16 protein-coding genes are annotated in these 18,353 nt (G+C 42.2%); 6 read left to right on the top strand and 10 right to left on the bottom strand.

Annotated elements, in window-relative coordinates; genetic code table 11:
- Positions 1 to 362: 362 nt before the first annotated feature.
- The 10 genes from mutT to nadC all read right to left on the bottom strand — a co-directional run bounded on the left by mutT (position 363) and on the right by nadC (position 9,067).
- Positions 363 to 758: an 8-oxo-dGTP diphosphatase MutT gene (gene mutT, locus GW828_RS04735; RefSeq protein WP_182741408.1), complete on the bottom strand. Its 396-nt coding sequence runs from the start codon at positions 756 to 758 to the stop codon at positions 363 to 365.
- A 24-nt stretch (positions 759 to 782) separates the two neighbouring features.
- On the bottom strand, positions 783 to 995 hold the full coding sequence (yacG, locus tag GW828_RS04730; RefSeq protein WP_124015357.1) for a DNA gyrase inhibitor YacG: 213 nt from the start codon (positions 993 to 995) through the stop codon (positions 783 to 785).
- A 42-nt stretch (positions 996 to 1,037) separates the two neighbouring features.
- Positions 1,038 to 1,772: a cell division protein ZapD gene (zapD, locus tag GW828_RS04725; RefSeq protein ID WP_273057782.1), complete on the bottom strand. Its 735-nt coding sequence runs from the start codon at positions 1,770 to 1,772 to the stop codon at positions 1,038 to 1,040.
- Positions 1,765 to 2,394 (bottom strand): dephospho-CoA kinase, encoded by a 630-nt coding sequence (coaE, locus tag GW828_RS04720; protein WP_182741410.1) that lies wholly within the window; start codon positions 2,392 to 2,394, stop codon positions 1,765 to 1,767. Before coaE ends, zapD begins: the two co-directional genes overlap by 8 nt.
- Complete coding sequence (locus GW828_RS04715) at positions 2,391 to 3,317, bottom strand: prepilin peptidase (RefSeq protein ID WP_182741411.1); 927 nt, start codon at positions 3,315 to 3,317, stop codon at positions 2,391 to 2,393. Before GW828_RS04715 ends, coaE begins: the two co-directional genes overlap by 4 nt.
- Before the next feature lie 37 nt (positions 3,318 to 3,354).
- Positions 3,355 to 4,614 carry a type II secretion system F family protein gene (locus GW828_RS04710; RefSeq protein WP_182741412.1) on the bottom strand — a complete coding sequence of 420 codons (1,260 nt, stop codon included), beginning with the start codon at positions 4,612 to 4,614 and terminating at the stop codon, positions 3,355 to 3,357.
- A 108-nt stretch (positions 4,615 to 4,722) separates the two neighbouring features.
- Complete coding sequence (pilB, locus tag GW828_RS04705) at positions 4,723 to 6,429, bottom strand: type IV-A pilus assembly ATPase PilB (RefSeq protein WP_182741413.1); 1,707 nt, start codon at positions 6,427 to 6,429, stop codon at positions 4,723 to 4,725.
- A gap of 22 nt (positions 6,430 to 6,451) precedes the next feature.
- Positions 6,452 to 6,877 carry a pilin gene (locus GW828_RS04700; protein WP_182741414.1) on the bottom strand — a complete coding sequence of 142 codons (426 nt, stop codon included), beginning with the start codon at positions 6,875 to 6,877 and terminating at the stop codon, positions 6,452 to 6,454.
- A 26-nt stretch (positions 6,878 to 6,903) separates the two neighbouring features.
- Positions 6,904 to 7,338 (bottom strand): pilin, encoded by a 435-nt coding sequence (locus tag GW828_RS04695; RefSeq protein WP_220494404.1) that lies wholly within the window; start codon positions 7,336 to 7,338, stop codon positions 6,904 to 6,906.
- An 850-nt stretch (positions 7,339 to 8,188) separates the two neighbouring features.
- Positions 8,189 to 9,067, bottom strand: coding sequence for a carboxylating nicotinate-nucleotide diphosphorylase (gene nadC / locus GW828_RS04690; protein ID WP_182741415.1), 879 nt, complete (start codon positions 9,065 to 9,067; stop codon positions 8,189 to 8,191).
- Positions 9,068 to 9,274: 207 nt separating this feature from the next.
- Between nadC and ampD the strand changes: the two genes are divergently transcribed.
- The 6 genes from ampD to lpdA all read left to right on the top strand — a co-directional run bounded on the left by ampD (position 9,275) and on the right by lpdA (position 18,230).
- Positions 9,275 to 9,829, top strand: a complete 555-nt coding sequence (gene ampD / locus GW828_RS04685) for a 1,6-anhydro-N-acetylmuramyl-L-alanine amidase AmpD (RefSeq protein ID WP_182741416.1) — start codon at positions 9,275 to 9,277, stop codon at positions 9,827 to 9,829.
- Positions 9,830 to 9,949: 120 nt separating this feature from the next.
- Entirely contained in the window at positions 9,950 to 10,801 is an 852-nt protein-coding gene (ampE, locus tag GW828_RS04680; RefSeq protein ID WP_182741417.1) for a beta-lactamase regulator AmpE, read from the top strand.
- A 297-nt stretch (positions 10,802 to 11,098) separates the two neighbouring features.
- Positions 11,099 to 11,851, top strand: coding sequence for a pyruvate dehydrogenase complex transcriptional repressor PdhR (gene pdhR, locus GW828_RS04675; RefSeq protein WP_124015348.1), 753 nt, complete (start codon positions 11,099 to 11,101; stop codon positions 11,849 to 11,851).
- Positions 11,852 to 11,920: 69 nt separating this feature from the next.
- The gene (gene aceE, locus GW828_RS04670; RefSeq protein WP_182723559.1) at positions 11,921 to 14,587 is read left to right on the top strand and encodes a pyruvate dehydrogenase (acetyl-transferring), homodimeric type; all 2,667 of its coding nucleotides are present in this window, start codon (positions 11,921 to 11,923) and stop codon (positions 14,585 to 14,587) included.
- A gap of 11 nt (positions 14,588 to 14,598) precedes the next feature.
- A complete protein-coding gene (gene aceF / locus GW828_RS04665; RefSeq protein WP_273057783.1) occupies positions 14,599 to 16,596 on the top strand; it encodes a dihydrolipoyllysine-residue acetyltransferase in 1,998 nt (665 codons plus the stop codon).
- A gap of 200 nt (positions 16,597 to 16,796) precedes the next feature.
- Positions 16,797 to 18,230, top strand: a complete 1,434-nt coding sequence (gene lpdA / locus GW828_RS04660; protein WP_124015345.1) for a dihydrolipoyl dehydrogenase — start codon at positions 16,797 to 16,799, stop codon at positions 18,228 to 18,230.
- The last annotated feature ends 123 nt before the right edge of the window (positions 18,231 to 18,353 follow it).

The following is an 18,353-nucleotide window of genomic DNA, read 5'->3' as shown; positions in this document are numbered from 1 at the left end:
GCCCGCTATTATGTAGCGGGCTTTTTTACGTCTGCAATTTGTGGCTGAAAGCCGTTCTTGGACCTAAACCATTGACCCGTGTGGATGATATGTCGGTCAGTTCTAGGGGCCAAAGAACACAGCAAGGCCACCCGACTAAGGTGGCCTTTTTGTTTTGTGCTTTGAAACCTAAGCAATCAGAACATCGATGCTAGGTGTAGTTCGCTAGACGCTCACCTAGGCCTTACCAATGCGATGCTCATTAGTAGATAAAATAAGTGTGAACTTTGGTGGCTGGTAAGACAGTTTTAAACCCATTACTTGATTAGTAATGGGTGTTATTCTTTAGAAATAGGCTTTCAAATAGAAGGTTCGGGTCGATTTCAGAGTTCAGCTAATATTTTTTCTACGATAGGCTTATTAGCTTCGGGGAAGTCATATTCTGCAATACTATGGATTGGTACCCATTCAATTTGCTGCTGTTCCATACCTATAGCTTGGTTTGAGAATTCAGTAATTAAATGGATATCGAGTCTGACATGTTTATCTGGATAATCATGAATGATGTCCATGAAGGGAGTTGAATGAGAGACATCAAGATTAACTTCCTCTTTTAGTTCTCTAATTAACGCTTCAGTAACCGTTTCATTTGTTTCTACCTTACCGCCTGGGAATTCCCATTTTCCGCCTTGGTGAAGGTGTCCAAGCCTTTTAGCAAGTAAAATCTGCCTATCTTGATTAATGATGACACCAACAGCAACATGAATTCTCTTTTGCATGTTTCGACTCCTTATTATTTGAACTTATTGTTTAAAGAAGTCACCTTCATCAAAACCAATGTCATCAAGCATATCTGGGTCGATACTGTTCTTGATCGGGATTGCATGTTTTTCACTTGCCCAATCACCAAGATCGATAAGTTTACAACGTTCACTACAAAAAGGCTTAAATAGCGATTCGTCTTTCCATTCAACTTTGGTTTTGCAAATTGGGCAGTTTACTACTGTTAACGGCATAATGATTCTTGGTTGTTAGTCTTATATGGAATGTTAAAGGGTTTAACTGCAGGTTGCTAGTGAGAAATCAATAGTTTCACAGGTATGGCGGTGTAAATCAAAATCGACAAAATGAATCGCATAACGATTTCGATTACCACTGACGGTAGGATAGCAATTTTGGTCTGAGTTTATCTTTACGCGGATTAAGGATAACGGCTGTGATGAATTACCTTGATAAAACCCTACCGGAGCTTGAGATAATCTAAAATCTTCAGTGGCTCTAATCAGTTCTAAAAGCAACATGATAGGCGCTAGTAAGGGTTGGTATTCTGCAAGCCAGTTGTTTATGTCTCGTTGTCGATATTGCCAGTCTTTGCCTAGCCAAAAGTGCAGTTGAGGGAAATCAAAATTACAGTATGCTCCAGTCATATTAAAACGCTGACGCAAAGAAGTAAGAAATTTATCTCGTTTGAGGCTACAACCAATTCTTTCTTGTGTTTGCAAAGGTGACTTTAACGCGATAAGCCTGTCAGTGAGTTTATCTACTTGATCGTTATCAACACTTGAATGAGTACGCCATTGTGAAATTAATTGAATTTGTTTTTCGATATCTTTTAAGATGTCGGTACGATAATCACAACGTTCTGTTAGCTCTGCAAGCGAAAATAAAGGATTAAAACACTGATATTGATGATCTTGTTCAGCATGCAGCTGTAACTGTAAGGCAAGGTTTTCTATACGTAAATAACTGCGTATTTTTTCATTTAATGGTTGTTCATAAATTAAATCAGTCATTGACGTTAGTTTCTAAATCGGTTGCCTGTTGTAGGTATTGTTGATGCAGACGAAATACTTGACTGCGCAACTGCTCATGTTCTCCTTGATTATCAATAATATTATCAGCCAGAGCGAGTCGCTGTTCCCGGGTCATTTGACTGGCGAGAATATGCTCAACTTGTTCTTTACTGACAGCATCACGTTGCATCGTCCTTGAAACCTGTAACTCCGGTGCAATATCTACGACCAAAGTAGTATCAACTAAACTATCTAAATGATTCTCAAATAGCAAGGGTACTACCATTATTACATATGCCGAAGTCGATGCTTGTACTTGGTCGAGCATCCTTTGGCGGATCATTGGATGAAGTAAATTGTTAAGCCACAAACGTTGCTCAGGGTTATTAAACACTTGTGCTCGTAGAGCCGCTCTATCTAAGCTGTTATCCGCTAATAATATTCCCCGGCCAAAGTGCTGCTTTATTGCATTTAGCCCATCCGAACCGATTGAGACAACCTCTCTAGCGATAACATCAGCATCAACTAAGTCTATGCCATATTGTGCGAATAGATTGGCCACAGTTGTTTTACCGCTGGCAATGCCGCCTGTTAAGCCGACAATATACTTTTTTGCCATCATAACGTACTAAGATACCAATTGAGAATGTCATGTCCCCATACTAACGCTATCCAGCCGGCAGCAGCAATATAAGGGCCAAAGGGGATTGGATTGCCTTTGTTGATTTGCTTAGTGATAATCATACTAATACCGACAACAGCACCCACAAGTGAGGACAATAAAATAATCAGTGGCAGCATTTGCCAGCCTAACCAAGCACCGAATACAGCTAATAGCTTAAAGTCGCCATAACCCATGCCCTCTTTGCCTGTTACCAGCTTAAATAACCAAAATACTGACCACAAGCTTAAATAGCCAGCGGCAGCACCGATAATGGCGTCTTCTGGGCTAGTATAAATCCCTCTAAGGTTAATGATTAATCCTAGCCATAGTATTGGTAAGGTGAGTTGGTCCGGTAATAGCATTTCATCTAAATCGATGCCTGTTAATGCCACTAACACAAACGTTAAAATGCTGGCATAAACAAATTGCCATGTTGGGCCAAAGTGCCATGCTAATACTGCGACTAATAACCCTGTGAGTAATTCGATAATGGGATAGCGGCTTGAAATATGAGTTTTGCAATCGGCACATTTTCCACCAAGCATTAACCAACCCAATACTGGCAGATTATGCCAAGGCTTTATATTGGCTTTGCATTTTGGGCAAGCAGAACCAGGTACCACAAGGTTGTATTTTGCAGGAAAAGCATCAATAGGTTTGTTTAAACGGTCATTACCGACCTGTTCGACAATATCAGGATGATATTCATTGAGGTAAAAATTACATTCACTTTGCCATTCACGTTTCATCATTACCGGTAAACGGTGGATAACGACGTTGAGAAAACTGCCAATGGTAGCAGCAAAAATAAAGCTAATTGCAATGAACGCCAATGGATACTGGGCCATTGTGGCAACAAAAGTTGAAATTGATTCAGTCATTGTTATTCTTTTTTGTTTTGAGGGTTATTTGATTTAACTAAACGATGTTACCCATTTCAAAAATTGGTAAATACATACCGATGATTAGGCCACCGACAACAGTTCCAATCACCACCATCATAATCGGTTCTATTAAGCTTGATAGCCCATCCACGGCATCATCAACCTGCATTTCATAGATATTAGATACTTTATTGAGCATTTCGTCTAAGCCACCAGATTCTTCACCAATCATCACCATTTGAATTAGCATATCTGGGAACAAGCCTGTGGTGCGCATAGCAACATTCATCTGCATACCAGACATCACTTCTTGGCGAACTTTGAGTAAAGCTTTACGGTAGACATAGTTACCTGACGCCCCCGCGGCTGATTCTAAGCCATCAATTAGTGGCACGCCAGCAGCGAAGGTTGTTGATAAGGTACGAGCAAAACGAGCCATTGCTGCTTTATGTAGTATTTCACCAATAGCTGGGATTTTAAGAACTAACACATCGATTCGATCACGAAAACTTTGCGATGTTCGATGGGCTCGTTTAAAAAGCCAAATAGCAATGATAATGGCTATCACAAAAAAATACCAAGATGCTTGAAGCCAGCGGGATATGCCAATAATAAGCTGAGTAAACGCCGGCAATTCAGCACCAAAGCCGTTAAAGATTTCTTCAAATTGGGGGACCACAAATAAAAGTAGAAGCGAAGTCACTAGTATTGCAACAATTACTACCGCAGCAGGATAAAACATGGCTTTTTTGATTTTAGACTTTAATTGCTCAGCCTTTTCTCTATATATGGCAATGCGATCAAATACTGCATCGAGTGAACCTGAATGTTCGCCGGCTGCGACTAAATCGACATATAAATCATCGAAATAACGTCGATGAGGTCTGAGTGAGTCTGATAGTGGAATACCGGATTGGACATCAGATAAAATTGTACCTAATAATTCGCGCATTTTAGCTTTTTCATGGCCGCGGCCAAGCAGTTCTATGGTGGTGACTAAAGGAACCCCTGCTGATAACATGGTAGCAATTTGACGAGTGATCATCGCAATGTCCATTGCAGTGATGTTTTTTTCAGATTTGAATAAAGGAGGCGATTTTTTGCGTACTCCTTTTGGGGTGACACCCTGAGCTTTCAATACGCTGCGAATTTCTGCAATGGTGGAACCTTTTAACTCACCCGAGGTACGTTGGCCATCCCTATTGGTACCTTTCCATTGGTAAGTAAATACTTTAGGTTGGTGTTTGGTTATTTTTTTTGCTTTTGGCTTTTTTTTTGCTGTCGCTGTGGCCATGTAGCCAATCCTTTTATTTTTCCGTTGCACCACGTTAACCGATTATTACTAATAGAGCATAATCAATTAAATAGTTGAACCACTATAACTAATTAAACTATAGATGAATTAAAAGCTGGTGACACGGTTAATTTCGGCAATACTAGTGACGCCATGAATCACTTTAAGTAACCCGGATTGGCGTAAATCACGCATGCCTTGCTGTTTTGCTAGGGTGGCAATTTGCAACGAATTACCGCCTTCCATAATGACTCGAGCAATTTCATCGCTCATTTTCATTACTTCGTAGATACCCACTCGGCCTTTATAGCCACCAGAGCATAACTCACAACCAACCGGTTTAAACACAGTAAAGCCTTTGGCTATATTCGCTTCAGTAAAACCTAAGCGTTGCATTTCAGCTACCGGAATGGTCTCTTCATGTTTGCACGCTGGGCACAGGCGTCTGGCAAGTCGTTGGGCGATAATTAAATTTACTGAGCTGGCAATGTTATAACCCGGCACACCCATATTAATTAAACGGGTTAAGGTTTCTGCTGCCGAGTTGGTGTGCAGAGTGGATAACACTAAGTGACCGGTTTGCGCAGCTTTAATAGCTATTTCAGCAGTTTCTAAGTCGCGAATTTCACCGACCATCACCACATCAGGATCTTGACGTAAGAATGACCGTAGCGCTGAAGCAAAGGTTAAGCCAGCCTTTAAATTAATGTGAACCTGGTTTACACCTTCCAAGTTAATTTCGACAGGATCTTCCGCGGTAGAAATATTACGCTCTTCAGTATTAAGAATGTTGAGACCGGTATATAAGGAGACTGTTTTCCCCGAACCAGTAGGACCTGTGACTAAAATCATCCCTTGAGGTTTGGCAAGCATTTCTTCGTATAATAAGCGTTGATCATCTTCATAACCGAGTTTTTCAATACCCAGCTGAGCGGACGATGAATCCAAAATACGCATTACGATTTTCTCGCCCCAAATGGTGGGCAAGCTGCTAACACGAAAATCGATGGATTTAGTGCGTGACAGTTTCATTTTGATGCGGCCATCTTGCGGCACGCGGCGCTCGGCTATATCCAGTTTTGACATGACTTTTAAACGGGCCGAAATACGGTTGGATAGATTGACTGGTGGCTCGGAGACTTCATGTAAAATCCCATCAATACGAAAACGAATGCGGTAGCGTTTCTCATAAGGCTCAAAATGTAAATCTGAGGCGCCTTTACGGATAGCATCGGTGAGGATTTTATTAATATAAATAACAATTGGCGCATCGTCACTGCTGTCACCGGTCGGCTCATCACGTCTGTCGGTATCAGTAACCTCCATGTTAGCTAGCGCTTCTTCATCTGCACCGCCTAAATCAAGACCGGAAATATCATCCTCAATGATCTTTTCTAATGCTTTATGGAGCTTGTCATCTTCAACTAAAATGGCTTCTGCGTGTAACCCAAGGCTAAACTGAAAATCTTCCAGCGCCGAAATGTTGGTCGGATCAGAGGTCGCAATATATAGACGATTACCGCGTTTAAATAGTGGTAAGCACTTATGCTTTTCAATCAGTTTTTTATTCAGCAACTCATCGGCAATGCTGTGTATATCAAATTCATTTAAATCAAGTAATGGCGTGCCGTATTCTTCGTAGCATAGTTCAGCAACTTCTCTTGCAGATAGAAGTTTTAAATGAATAATAGTTGTGACGAGAGATTGTTTTTGCTTGCGAGAATCAGAAATTGAACTTGATATTTGCTCTTCACTTAAGAGGCCTTTGCGGATAAATAAAGTCGATAAACCTAAGTGGAGTGCAGTTGATGACATATATAAATATCTTTAGTAATTGTTAACAGAAACCTGCAGCGATGCAAGATGATGTGCTCGATACTTTCCAAATCAAAGTACTTGAAGATGGGGTTGGAGACAAGATAAAAGTCTCAGCGTTAAATCCATCGGTAGATATTGTATTTGCAGTAATGGTTCCATCAATTAGAATATCTACATCATTGACATAAGGGGCTGCAATCAATCCGTTTTTAACGAGACCTATTTTACTGAAGCTATTACAGTTTTGTAATGAGTAATACCCTCTAGTTTGGTAGCAAACATCAATTGAAGATTTCACTACTCCAACAGAAGCTGTAACTTCAACAAACTTTGTTCTGTTAGCATAAGTTTTATACTTAGGTAATGCTATTGCACTTAAAATTGCAATTATAGAGATGACAATCATCACCTCAATTAAAGTAAAACCACTATGCGTTAAACGCATAGTGGTTTGATAGTTGTAAAGCGTAATTAGCAGACACCTTTTTCAATGCATGTACCTGTTTGAGCCCATGTTAATGTGCCATCTTTAACTGTAGGAGTTAAGATATATGTTGCACCATCAACAGATGTAGCATCTCCAGTAGCCGTAATAATTGCATCTGTTGCTGTTATTGCGACACTTGCAACATTTGCTCCTGCTGCAGAACCAGTTAAATCAGCTCCAACTTTAACAGCAGTATCACAGTTAGCTAGTACACCCGCCCCACGAGTTTGAAAACAAGTATCAATTGATGTTTTGATATTTGATGCAGCTAATACAACTTCAGTAAAACGTGCTTTCTTGGTATATTGTTGATAAGCAGGCAATGCGATTGCTGCCAAAATACCGATGATCGCTACTACGATCATTAATTCGATAAGGGTGAAACCCTTAGCGTTTTTGATTTGATTGATACTTTTCATTTTCTCTCCGTAAAATAGGCTAGGGTAGTATCAGTCCTCGATAACTGCTACTTAGCTGGTTTTTAAGTTAAATGCTTAAATATAGAAGCTAAGTGTAGTAGTTGGCAGTCCATTTGCCTAAACCGTAAAGCACAATTGTGTGGTGCTAGATATCAGATACTAGTTGACCACGATTTTTATAGAGCCAATATTACTTGCATTACCAAGAGTTAGCTCTATTTATACTGTGTAATGCCCAATGGCACAAAACACTATGTATAGATAATAACCTTGTTAACTGCAAATAATGTTAGCAGATTGTTTACTTAATGGCATTTCGGCTGAGCGATAAACACAGAGCGAATACGTAAATGTTAGTAAGTTACAGGGGCATTTGCTGAGCTATATAGCAATGGTTATACAAATTTCTATACAACTCGTTATAAATGCAAATGTTAACAACTTACTAATAATGTAACGTGTTTTACAATCTAATGATTACCGTACATGGCCGAAAGGCCAACTCGCCTACAATGAACGTTAGTATAAACCGTTACAAAATGGAATAGTATTAGCGTATTAATAAAAAATAAATGTCTAAAAATGCTCTGATTTCACATTTCCCGTACATAATACGATAATTTATTTTTGACAGATTAGGTTGAGGAATATTTTTTTGACAAAAATGCAACAATGTCATTTTGTTGGCGTTGTTTGATGGCGGATGTGACAGGTTTATCGCTAAGCTAAAAGCCTAGGTTCTAGAACGCTGCGCTGTTAGATGCTATAAAATCTTAGCAGCAAAGCTGTCCCTAGAAGCGCAGCGACCTAGCAGGACGCAGTCCGCTCTAGAACCTAGACAATATAAGGGTTAAGCCTTTAATCGCAAAGATAAATCTAACGCTTTTACGTGTTTAGTCAGTGCGCCGACCGAAATATAATCGACTCCGGTTTGGGCGAAAGTGGCTAGGGTGTCTAAGGTGACATTGCCAGAGACTTCTAATTTAGCGCCATTGCCTTGGTCTTTATAGCGATTATTCATGCTGACAGCGTCAACCATCATGGTGACGTCAAAATTGTCGAGCATAATGATATCAGCTCCGCCATCAAGTGCTTGGATGAGCTCCTCAAGAGATTCAACTTCTACTTCTACCGGTTTAGTGCCGTCTAACGCACGTGCTGCGGTAATAGCTTGTGAGATGCCACCACAAGCCATAATGTGGTTTTCTTTAATTAAGAATGCATCGAACAAACCAATACGATGGTTTTTGCCGCCGCCGCAGGTGACTGCGTATTTTTGGGCTGTGCGCAGGCCTGGAATGGTTTTGCGGGTATCGAGTAACTGAGTGTGGGTACCCACAAGCTTATTCACGTACAACTTAGTTAAGCTAGCGACACCTGACAAGGTTTGAATGAAGTTCATTGCCGTACGTTCGCCAGTTAAAATAGCGCGTGCTGGGCCTGATAGTTCACATAGCAATTGATTCGCGACAATTAAATCACCGTCATCAACATGCCAATGCAGTACCACTTCACTGCCCAGTTGATTGAAGACTTGTTCTGCCCATGCTTTGCCGCAAAAGACACCATCTTCGCGGGTGATTAGCGCGCCGGAAACGTGTTTATCTGCAGGAATAAGTTGTGCGGTAATATCTGCATTAAGCATGTCATTAACGGTATTGTGGGCTGTGTGACCTAAGTCTTCATCAAGTGCGGTTTGCACCGCATGACGGATATCGTTTTCTAACATAAGCAAAGTCCTTGCTAAAGATCGTGATAAGGCTAAACAGTATCCGCATTGGGCGGAGTGTTTGTTACAGAAAGCATTTGTTAAAGATTACCATAACTTGGCTATATACTGACACTATCAAGCTGGCAATTTTCAGCCTTGGTATTGCTGTTTAATACAGTTAAATTTACATTGGAACTGCTGATATCTTTATGTTTAAGGGGTGATATGCCAAAAGGCTTATTAGAACAAGGTTGGTTAGCTAGCGCGAGAAAATGTATTTCGCCGCATTTTAATGCTCGGCCTGATAATGAGGTGAGCTTATTGGTGATCCACAATATTAGCTTACCAGCGGGCTGTTTTGGTTTAGGACATATTGATGGGCTATTTCAAGGTTGCCTTGATATTAATGCTGATGAAAGCTTTACAGAATTGGCTGGCTTGCAAGTGTCGGCGCATTTTTTAATTCGCCGCGATGGTGAGGTGGTGCAGTATGTAAGTTGTGATGACAGAGCATGGCATGCTGGCGTGTCTGAGCATAATGGCCGCAAGGGGTGTAACGATTTTGCCCTGGGTATTGAGCTAGAAGGTACAGACAGTAGTGGCTATACCGACCAACAATACCAGCAATTAATACTGTTAACATTGGAGTTAATGGCGCAGTATCCTATGCTTAACGTAAATAATATTGTTGGCCATTGCGATATTGCTCCTGGACGCAAAACCGATCCCGGGTTCAGTTTTGATTGGCATCGATATAAGCAGGCCATCGCAGGTAATTGAGGCCTAAGCTTGTAGACTAGTTTATGAGAGAGTCGTTGTTGGGGAACCGCTATCACCTTTCCTACTAAAGCAGCGCTTCTAATGATGACAGCAACAACGCAATAAATTAAAAGGATATTCATGGCATTATTTTCATTATTAGTGGCAATTCTTGTAGAGCGTTTGAAGCTTTTGCCAAGCAGTTGGCAGTTCGATACTGTGATGATGCGTTACCAAAAACAGTTTTGGGACAGCCAATCGCTTAAATCGGAATTTGGCGTAGCGGTGGCGCTGGCGTTGCCGGCTGTATCAGTCTTTTTGATAAGTGTTCTTCTTGATGGCATTTTATTTGATTTATTGAGCTTATTATTTTGGGTGCTAATATCGATTATTTGTTTTAGTCACCAAACATTACGTATTGTATTTAAACAGTATATTCAAGCGGCATGCCGCGGTGATGTTCAAGCTTGTTACCGTTACGCTAGCGAGTTGGACTCTACCGAGTGCTTGGATGTGGTAGATGAACAGGATTTAGGCCGTAAAGTGGGCCAAACCGTGGCGTGGATTAATTACCGTTATTACGGCGCTGTTGCCTTGTACTTGATATTTTTAGGCCCAGTTGGTGCAATATTATATTGTAGCGTGCGTTTTTATAGCGAGTACAACAGTAAAAATAAGCTTGAAATGCCTTTGGTTGATCATTTGCAGATGTTATTTGATTGGTTACCAAGTCGGGTATTTAGTTTTGGTTATGTATTAAGTGGCCAGTTTAGTGAAGGGTTAAGTGCTTGGCGACAATATGGCTTAAGTGTCAAAACGGATGCTAAAACTATCGTCACGTATACGGCTGTGGCCGCGGAGTCCTTACCTGAAGCGGGCAATGCACCCTTGAGTGTGCAATCGACATTGGCATTGCTGGCATTAAGCAAGCGTAATTTTGTATTGTTATTAACCATGGTTTCGGTATTAACCATTTTTGGGTTGGTTAGTTAGACTCTAGGGCAGCTACGCTTCTAGGGCGGACTGCGTCCTGCTAGGGTCGCTTCGCTGCTGAGATTTTATAGCCTCTAGCAGCGTAGCGCTCTAGTTTCTAGGACTTTCGGATAAATGGTCTGACCCCTTGAGGATAAATTTACGTTATCCTCTGGGCTTGAGCGTTTTAAACAAACCTGTGTTCTTTGTCGATATGCTGATAACTAGACATGGCTTGTATGATTTGATAAAGTGCGCTCTCTCATATTAATTGGTAAGACCAATTGACAATTGCTTGTTTAGGGAGCAGGGCGCCAGATGGCTTATATTAAGATTAACCAGCCAAAAATTTCTGATGTGATCATGGAGCAATTAGAGCGGATGATCCTAGAAGGCAGTATACAGCCGGGTCAGAAGCTACCTCCTGAACGCGAACTCGCGGTGCAATTTGAAGTGTCTCGTCCTTCTCTACGTGAAGCGATTCAAAAATTAGAAGCTAAAGGGTTGCTCATGCGTCGTCAAGGCGGTGGCACCTATGTTAAAGAACAACTGTGGCAAAGTCTTGCCGATCCTATCGTTGAGTTAATGCATAACGATTCTGAAAGTCAGTATGACTTACTCGAATTCCGTCACGCTACTGAAGGCATGATGGCGTATTTTGCTGCCTTGCGTGGCACAGATGCGGATATGCAAAACATTAAAAACCGTATTAACGAAGTTGAAACCGCAACGGAAGTAGAAGCGCAGGCCGATGCCATTGTGCGTTTTTATCGTGCGGTCGCTGAGGCATCGCACAATGTTGCTATGCTGCATTTAGTATTAAGTTTAACCCCTGTGCTGCATAAAAATGTGGCACAAAATCTGGAACTTTTAAGCCGACGCGAAGAAGCTTCCACCATGGCAAATGATCACAGACGCGCGTTACTGGCTGCGATTGTACGCCGGGACCCAGACGCTGCACGTGAAGCTTCGAATGAGCACTTAAGCTATATCGAAGAAGTCATGTTGTCAGTAAGAAAAGAAGACAGTCGGTTGCAACGTAGTTTGCGCCGTTTAAAGAGCGGCGTTTAACTGAGTTGTTGTGTCAACAAGCAGCAACTAAAGCCGAAATATAATCCGTATATAGAGAAGGACTGCGAGATGTCTGAAGATATGCTTCAAGATTTAGACCCATCAGAAACCCAAGAGTGGGTTGATGCTCTGCAAGCTGTGTTAGAGCAAGAAGGGCCTGAACGTGCACACTTTTTACTTGAAAAATTAATCGACAAAGCGCGTCGTAACGGTACTCACTTACCTTACAATGCGACCACTGCTTACTTAAACACTATTCCTGCAGGCCAAGAGCCAAACATGCCAGGTAACCAAGAAATGGAACGCCGTATTCGGGCGATTATCCGTTGGAATGCCTTGGCAATGGTGTTACGTGGTTCTAAAAAAGATTTAGAGCTTGGTGGCCATATTTCAAGTTTCGCGTCTAGCGCGACAATTTACGATGTGTGTTTTAACCATTTTTTCCGTGCTCCTAATGAGCAAGATGGTGGTGACTTGGTGTATTTCCAAGGTCATATCGCACCTGGTATTTATGCGCGTTCTTTCCTTGAAGGCCGTATTACTGAAGAGCAAATGGCTAACTTCCGTCAAGAAGTCGATGGCAAAGGCCTTTCTTCGTACCCGCATCCTAAGTTAATGCCGACTTACTGGCAGTTCCCGACGGTATCTATGGGTCTAGGTCCTATTCAAGCGATTTACCAAGCGCGTTATTTGAAGTACTTGACTGACCGTGGTTTAAAAGATTGTTCTAAGCAAACTGTTTACTGTTTCTTAGGTGACGGTGAGTGTGATGAGCCAGAAGCATTAGGTGCTATCGGTTTAGCTGCCCGTGAAGAATTAGATAACTTAGTCTTCATCGTTAACTGTAACTTACAGCGTCTTGATGGTCCTGTACGTGGTAACGGTAAAATTATCCAAGAACTTGAAGGCGAATTCCGCGGCGCAGGCTGGGAAGTGGTTAAAGTGATTTGGGGTCGTTATTGGGATCCATTATTGGCCCGTGATACCAGTGGTAAGTTATTACAGTTAATGGAAGAAACCGTAGACGGTGAATACCAGAACTGTAAAGCTAAAGGTGGCGCGTACACCCGTGAGCATTTCTTTGGTAAGTACCCTGAAACTGCCGAAATGGTTGCTAATATGTCAGATGATGACATTTGGCGCCTAAACCGTGGTGGTCATGATCCGGTTAAAGTTTACGCTGCGCTTGAACATGCACAGAAAACCAAAGGCCGTCCAACGGTTATCTTAGCTAAAACCGTTAAAGGTTATGGTTTAGGTGATGCTGGTGAAGGTAAAAACATCGCTCACAACGTGAAGAAAATGGGCGCTGAATCTATCCGTTATTTCCGTGATCGTTTCAATATTCCGATCCCAGATGACCAGTTAGAGGATCTGCCTTTCTATCATCCAGGTCCAGACTCTGAAGAAGTAAAATACTTGAAGAGTCGTCGTGAAGCATTGTTAGGTTATTTACCGCAACGTCGTGAAAAATTCACTGAAGAATTAGAAGTCCCTTCACTGAAAATCTTTGACTCGATTTTAAAAGGCTCAAACGGCCGTGAAATCTCGTCAACAATGGCATTTGTTCGTGTATTAACCGCCTTGTTAAAAGACAAAGGCATTGGCAAACGTATTGTGCCAATTATTCCTGATGAAGCTCGTACTTTCGGTATGGAAGGTTTATTCCGTCAAGTGGGTATTTATGCTCACGAAGGCCAAAAATACATTCCACAAGATTCTGACCAAGTTGCTTACTATCGTGAAGATAAAACCGGTCAAGTATTGCAAGAAGGGATTAACGAATTAGGCGCCATGTCATCTTGGGTATCAGCTGCAACCAGCTACTCAGTAAACGACATGCCAACGATTCCGTTCTACATCTACTACTCTATGTTTGGTTTCCAACGTATTGGTGACATGGCATGGGCTGCTGGCGACATGCGCGCCCGTGGTTTCTTAGTTGGTGGTACTTCTGGCCGTACAACCTTGAATGGTGAAGGTTTACAGCATCAAGATGGTCACAGCCATGTATTGGCGAACACTATTCCAAACTGTATTTCTTACGATCCAACTTACGGTTATGAAATTGCCGTGGTAGTACAAGATGGTATTCGTCGTATGTATGGCGAAAATCAAGAAGATATCTTCTATTACCTAACCACAATGAACGAAAACTATGTTCAGCCAGAAATGCCAGCCGGTGCCGAAGAAGGTATTGTTAAAGGTATTTATAAGCTGGAGTCTGTTGCCGGTAGTGGTAAAGGTAAAGTACAGCTAATGGGCTGTGGCACCATTTTAGAAGAAGTTCGTAAAGCGGCTAAAGCCCTTGCGAAAGACTTTGGTGTTAGTGCTGATGTGTTCAGTGTGACGAGCTTTAACGAGCTAACGCGCGACGGCCAAACGGTTGAACGTTGGAATATGCTTCACCCAACAGCAAAACCTAAGCAAGCGTATATCAGCCAAATATTATCTGCAGATGCACCAGCCATTGCTGCTACCGATTACATGAAGATTTACGGCGAGCAATTACGTGCTTTTGTACCAACTGATTATAAAGTACTAGGTACTGATGGTTTTGGTCGCAGCGACAGCCGTGCAAACTTACGTCACCACTTTGAAGTTGATGCTAAGTTCATCGTTATTGCGGCGCTGAAGTCACTTGTTGAGCGTAATGAAATGCCTGTTGATGTGCTGACTAAAGCCATCGCTGAATATGGCATTGATGCTGACAAGATCAATCCACAGTTCGCGTAAGGGGATACAAAATGGCTGATTTAAAGGAAGTTTTGGTTCCTAATATCGATACTGATGCAGTGCAGGTTATTGAAATTTGTGCCGCAGTGGGTGATTTTCTTGAAAAAGAAGCATCAATCATTACAGTTGAAAGCGATAAGGCAACCATGGACATTCCAGCACCTTTTGCTGGTACCTTGGCAGAGTTAAAAATTGCTGTCGGTGATACCGTGTCTGAAGGCACGTTAATCGCGATGATGAGCGCAGCCGATGCTGCGCCTGCTAAAGAAGAAGCCGCTGCGCCAGCGCCAAAAGCTGAAGCGCCGGTGGCTCAAGCTGCAGCACCTGCACCAGTGACGCCAGTTGCTGCGTCAAGTACTGGCAGTGCAGAAGTGATTGAAGTTAACGTACCTGATATTGGTGGCGACACAGATGTGTCTGTTATCGAAGTATTAGTTGCTGTTGGCGATAGCATTGATGTTGATACTGGGTTGATTACCTTAGAAACTGATAAAGCCACCATGGACGTACCTTCGCCAAAAGCGGGTGTAGTTAAAGAGATTAAAGTGGCCGTTGGCGACAAGGTATCTGAAGGTTCATTGGTGATTATGTTAGAAGTTGCTGGCTCTGCTTCTGCAGCAGCACCTTCTGCACCGGCACCACAAGCTGCTGCACCAGTTGAGCAAGCGGCTCCAGCACAAGCGGCAACTTCTGCTACGACAATTCAGGTACAAGAGATTCATGTCCCTGACATTGGCGATGCTAGTGATGTGGATATTATTGAAGTGCTAGTGTCTGTGGGTGATGACATCACTGCTGATCAAGGCTTAATTACCCTTGAAACAGATAAAGCGACCATGGAAGTGCCTGCACCTTTTGCCGGTAAATTAGTGTCGTTAACCGTTAAAGTGGGCGATAAAGTATCTCAAGGTAGCTTAATTGCCACTATTGAAACGACTAGCTCAGCGCCAGCAGCACAAGCAGCTCCAGCTCCTGCTGAATCTGCACCTGCCGCATCAGCGCCAGCACCCATGGCTGCAAGCCGCCCATCAACTCCACCTGTGCCACATCATCCGAGTGCAAGCGTGACAGCATCAACGGGTGTTGTGCATGCTTCACCTGCGGTACGTCGCTTAGCGCGTGAGTTTGGTGTTGATTTAACTAAGGTGTCTGGTACTGGCCGTAAAGCGCGTATTTTGAAAGAAGACGTGCAAGCGTTTGTGAAATACGAGTTGTCACGCCCTAAAGCTACAGCATCAACATCTGTTTCGGGTGGTGCTGGTGGCTTAAACGTGATTGCTGCGCCTAAGGTTGATTTCAGTAAGTTTGGTGAAGTGGAAGAAATACCACTAAGCCGTATCCAGAAAATCTCTGGTCCTAACTTACATCGCAATTGGGTTACGATTCCACATGTTACTCAGTTTGATGAAGCTGATATCACAGAGATGGAAGCATTCCGTAAGCAACAGAATGACCTTGCTGCGAAGAAAAAAGCTGATTACAAGATCACGCCATTAGTGTTCATGATGAAAGCGGTTGCCAAAGCATTAGCAGAGTTCCCAGTGTTTAACTCAAGCTTAAGCAGTGATGGTGAGTCACTTATTCAGAAGAAATACTTCCACATTGGTGTTGCCGTTGATACTCCGAACGGCTTAATGGTTCCTGTGGTTCGTGATGTTGATAAGAAAGGCATTGTTGAATTGTCGCGCGAATTAACCGACATTTCTATCCGTGCGCGTGACGGCAAGTTAAAGTCTGCTGATATGCAAGGTAGCTGTTTTACCATTTCAAGTTTAGGTGGCATTGGCGGTACGGCATTTACGCCGATTGTTAACTACCCAGACGTGGCCATTTTAGGTGTATCAAAATCTGAAATTAAACCAAAGTGGAATGGAAAAGAGTTTGAACCTAAATTAATGTTGCCTTTATCGCTTTCATACGACCATCGTGTTATCGATGGTGCTATGGCTGCACGCTTTAGTGTCACCTTGTCTGCGATACTTTCAGACATTCGTACATTGATTTTATAAGCATAAAGGTCGCTCATATGAGCGACCTTTTTATTGTGATCGGTTTCAAACAAATTGATTTGAGTATAAAATGCGCCCATCCCAATTTTTTAGTTCGCAATTGAAAGGAAATTGGACGTGAAACGTAAGTTTCAAGCTGGCGACATCGACATTTGGGCCGATCCGTCTTTCACACGGAATGAACAAGATTAGAGGAAATCATGAGTAACGAAATCAAAACTCAAGTAGTCGTACTAGGAGCAGGCCCAGCAGGTTATTCTGCGGCGTTTCGTGCTGCTGACTTAGGCTTAGACACCATAATTGTTGAGCGTTTCAGTACCCTTGGTGGTGTGTGTCTAAACGTTGGTTGTATTCCTTCAAAAGCACTATTGCACGTAGCAAAAGTCATTGAAGAAGCCAAAATTGTTGCTGACCATGGTGTGGTTTTTGGTGAGCCAAAGATTGATTTAGACAAATTACGTAGCTTTAAAAATAAAGTCATTAGCCAATTAACCGGCGGTTTAGGCGGAATGTCTAAAATGCGTAAAGTTGATGTGGTTAATGGTTTTGGTAAATTTACCGGCCCTAACAGCTTAGAAGTGACTGCTGAAGATGGCACTGTGACTGTTGTTCAGTTCGAACAAGCCATTATTGCAGCAGGTTCACGTCCAATTAAATTACCGTTTATTCCACATGAAGACCCACGTATTTGGGACTCAACTGACGCACTTGAACTGAAAGAAGTGCCTGGTAAGTTGCTTGTTATGGGTGGTGGTATTATTGGTCTAGAAATGGGTACTGTGTATTCATCTTTAGGCAGCGAAATTGACGTGGTTGAAATGTTCGATCAAGTTATTCCTGCTGCAGATAAAGACGTAGTTCGCGTTTTCACTAAGCAAATTAAGAAGAAGTTTAACCTTATTCTTGAAACTAAAGTGACCGCAGTTGACGCGAAAGATGATGGTATCTACGTGACAATGGAAGGCAAGAATGCGCCGACAGAACCTGTACGTTACGATGCTGTTTTAGTCGCAATTGGTCGTTCACCTAATGGTAAGTCTTTAGCTGCTGAAAAAGCAGGTGTGAATGTTGATGAACGTGGCTTTATTAACGTTGATAAGCAGTTACGTACTAACGTACCGCATATTTATGCTATCGGCGATATCGTTGGTCAACCTATGTTGGCTCATAAAGGTGTGCATGAAGGTCATGTTGCTGCGGAAGTGATTTCGGGCATGAAGCACTACTTCGATCCTAAAGTGATCCCATCAATTGCTTATACTAATCCTGAAGTAGCATGGGTCGGTCTAACTGAGAAAGAAGCGAAAGAGCAAGGTATTGCTTACGAAACTGCGACTTTCCCTTGGGCTGCAAGTGGCCGAGCAATCGCTTCAGATTGCAGTGAAGGTATGACTAAGCTAATTTTCGACAAAGAGACTCATCGCGTGATCGGTGGTGCTATTGTTGGATCTAACGGCGGTGAATTATTAGGTGAAATTGGCCTAGCAATTGAAATGGGTTGTGATGCTGAAGATATCGCATTAACGATTCATGCTCACCCAACATTGCATGAGTCTGTAGGCTTAGCAGCTGAAATGTATGAAGGTTCAATTACTGACTTACCTAACCCTAAAGCGGTTAAGAAAAAGAAGTAATCTAAACTGATACTGAACAGCACAAGGCACTCCTCTTTAGGGGTGCTTTTTTTTACCTGTAATTTGATTTTTTAAGCTAGCATTAGCGGAGCATATTACTTTTTTTAAACATATAATTATAAA

This window comes from Shewanella vesiculosa (assembly GCF_009994065.1).
GTDB lineage: Bacteria > Pseudomonadota > Gammaproteobacteria > Enterobacterales > Shewanellaceae > Shewanella > Shewanella vesiculosa.
The sequence above is the reverse complement of the archived record's forward strand: the minus strand, read 5'-3'. Positions and strand labels throughout refer to the sequence as shown.

Coding starts and splice junctions, on each gene's coding strand:
- zapD (WP_273057782.1), bottom strand. CDS start 1,772: ATGACTGATTTAATTTATGAACAACCATTAAATGAAAAAATACGCAGT.
- aceE (WP_182723559.1), top strand. CDS start 11,921: ATGTCTGAAGATATGCTTCAAGATTTAGACCCATCAGAAACCCAAGAG.
- GW828_RS04715 (WP_182741411.1), bottom strand. CDS start 3,317: ATGACTGAATCAATTTCAACTTTTGTTGCCACAATGGCCCAGTATCCA.
- lpdA (WP_124015345.1), top strand. CDS start 16,797: ATGAGTAACGAAATCAAAACTCAAGTAGTCGTACTAGGAGCAGGCCCA.
- coaE (WP_182741410.1), bottom strand. CDS start 2,394: ATGATGGCAAAAAAGTATATTGTCGGCTTAACAGGCGGCATTGCCAGC.
- GW828_RS04700 (WP_182741414.1), bottom strand. CDS start 6,877: ATGCGTTTAACGCATAGTGGTTTTACTTTAATTGAGGTGATGATTGTC.
- ampD (WP_182741416.1), top strand. CDS start 9,275: ATGCCAAAAGGCTTATTAGAACAAGGTTGGTTAGCTAGCGCGAGAAAA.
- GW828_RS04710 (WP_182741412.1), bottom strand. CDS start 4,614: ATGGCCACAGCGACAGCAAAAAAAAAGCCAAAAGCAAAAAAAATAACC.
- pdhR (WP_124015348.1), top strand. CDS start 11,099: ATGGCTTATATTAAGATTAACCAGCCAAAAATTTCTGATGTGATCATG.
- pilB (WP_182741413.1), bottom strand. CDS start 6,429: ATGTCATCAACTGCACTCCACTTAGGTTTATCGACTTTATTTATCCGC.
- GW828_RS04695 (WP_220494404.1), bottom strand. CDS start 7,338: ATGAAAAGTATCAATCAAATCAAAAACGCTAAGGGTTTCACCCTTATC.
- nadC (WP_182741415.1), bottom strand. CDS start 9,067: ATGTTAGAAAACGATATCCGTCATGCGGTGCAAACCGCACTTGATGAA.
- ampE (WP_182741417.1), top strand. CDS start 9,950: ATGGCATTATTTTCATTATTAGTGGCAATTCTTGTAGAGCGTTTGAAG.
- mutT (WP_182741408.1), bottom strand. CDS start 758: ATGCAAAAGAGAATTCATGTTGCTGTTGGTGTCATCATTAATCAAGAT.
- yacG (WP_124015357.1), bottom strand. CDS start 995: ATGCCGTTAACAGTAGTAAACTGCCCAATTTGCAAAACCAAAGTTGAA.
- aceF (WP_273057783.1), top strand. CDS start 14,599: ATGGCTGATTTAAAGGAAGTTTTGGTTCCTAATATCGATACTGATGCA.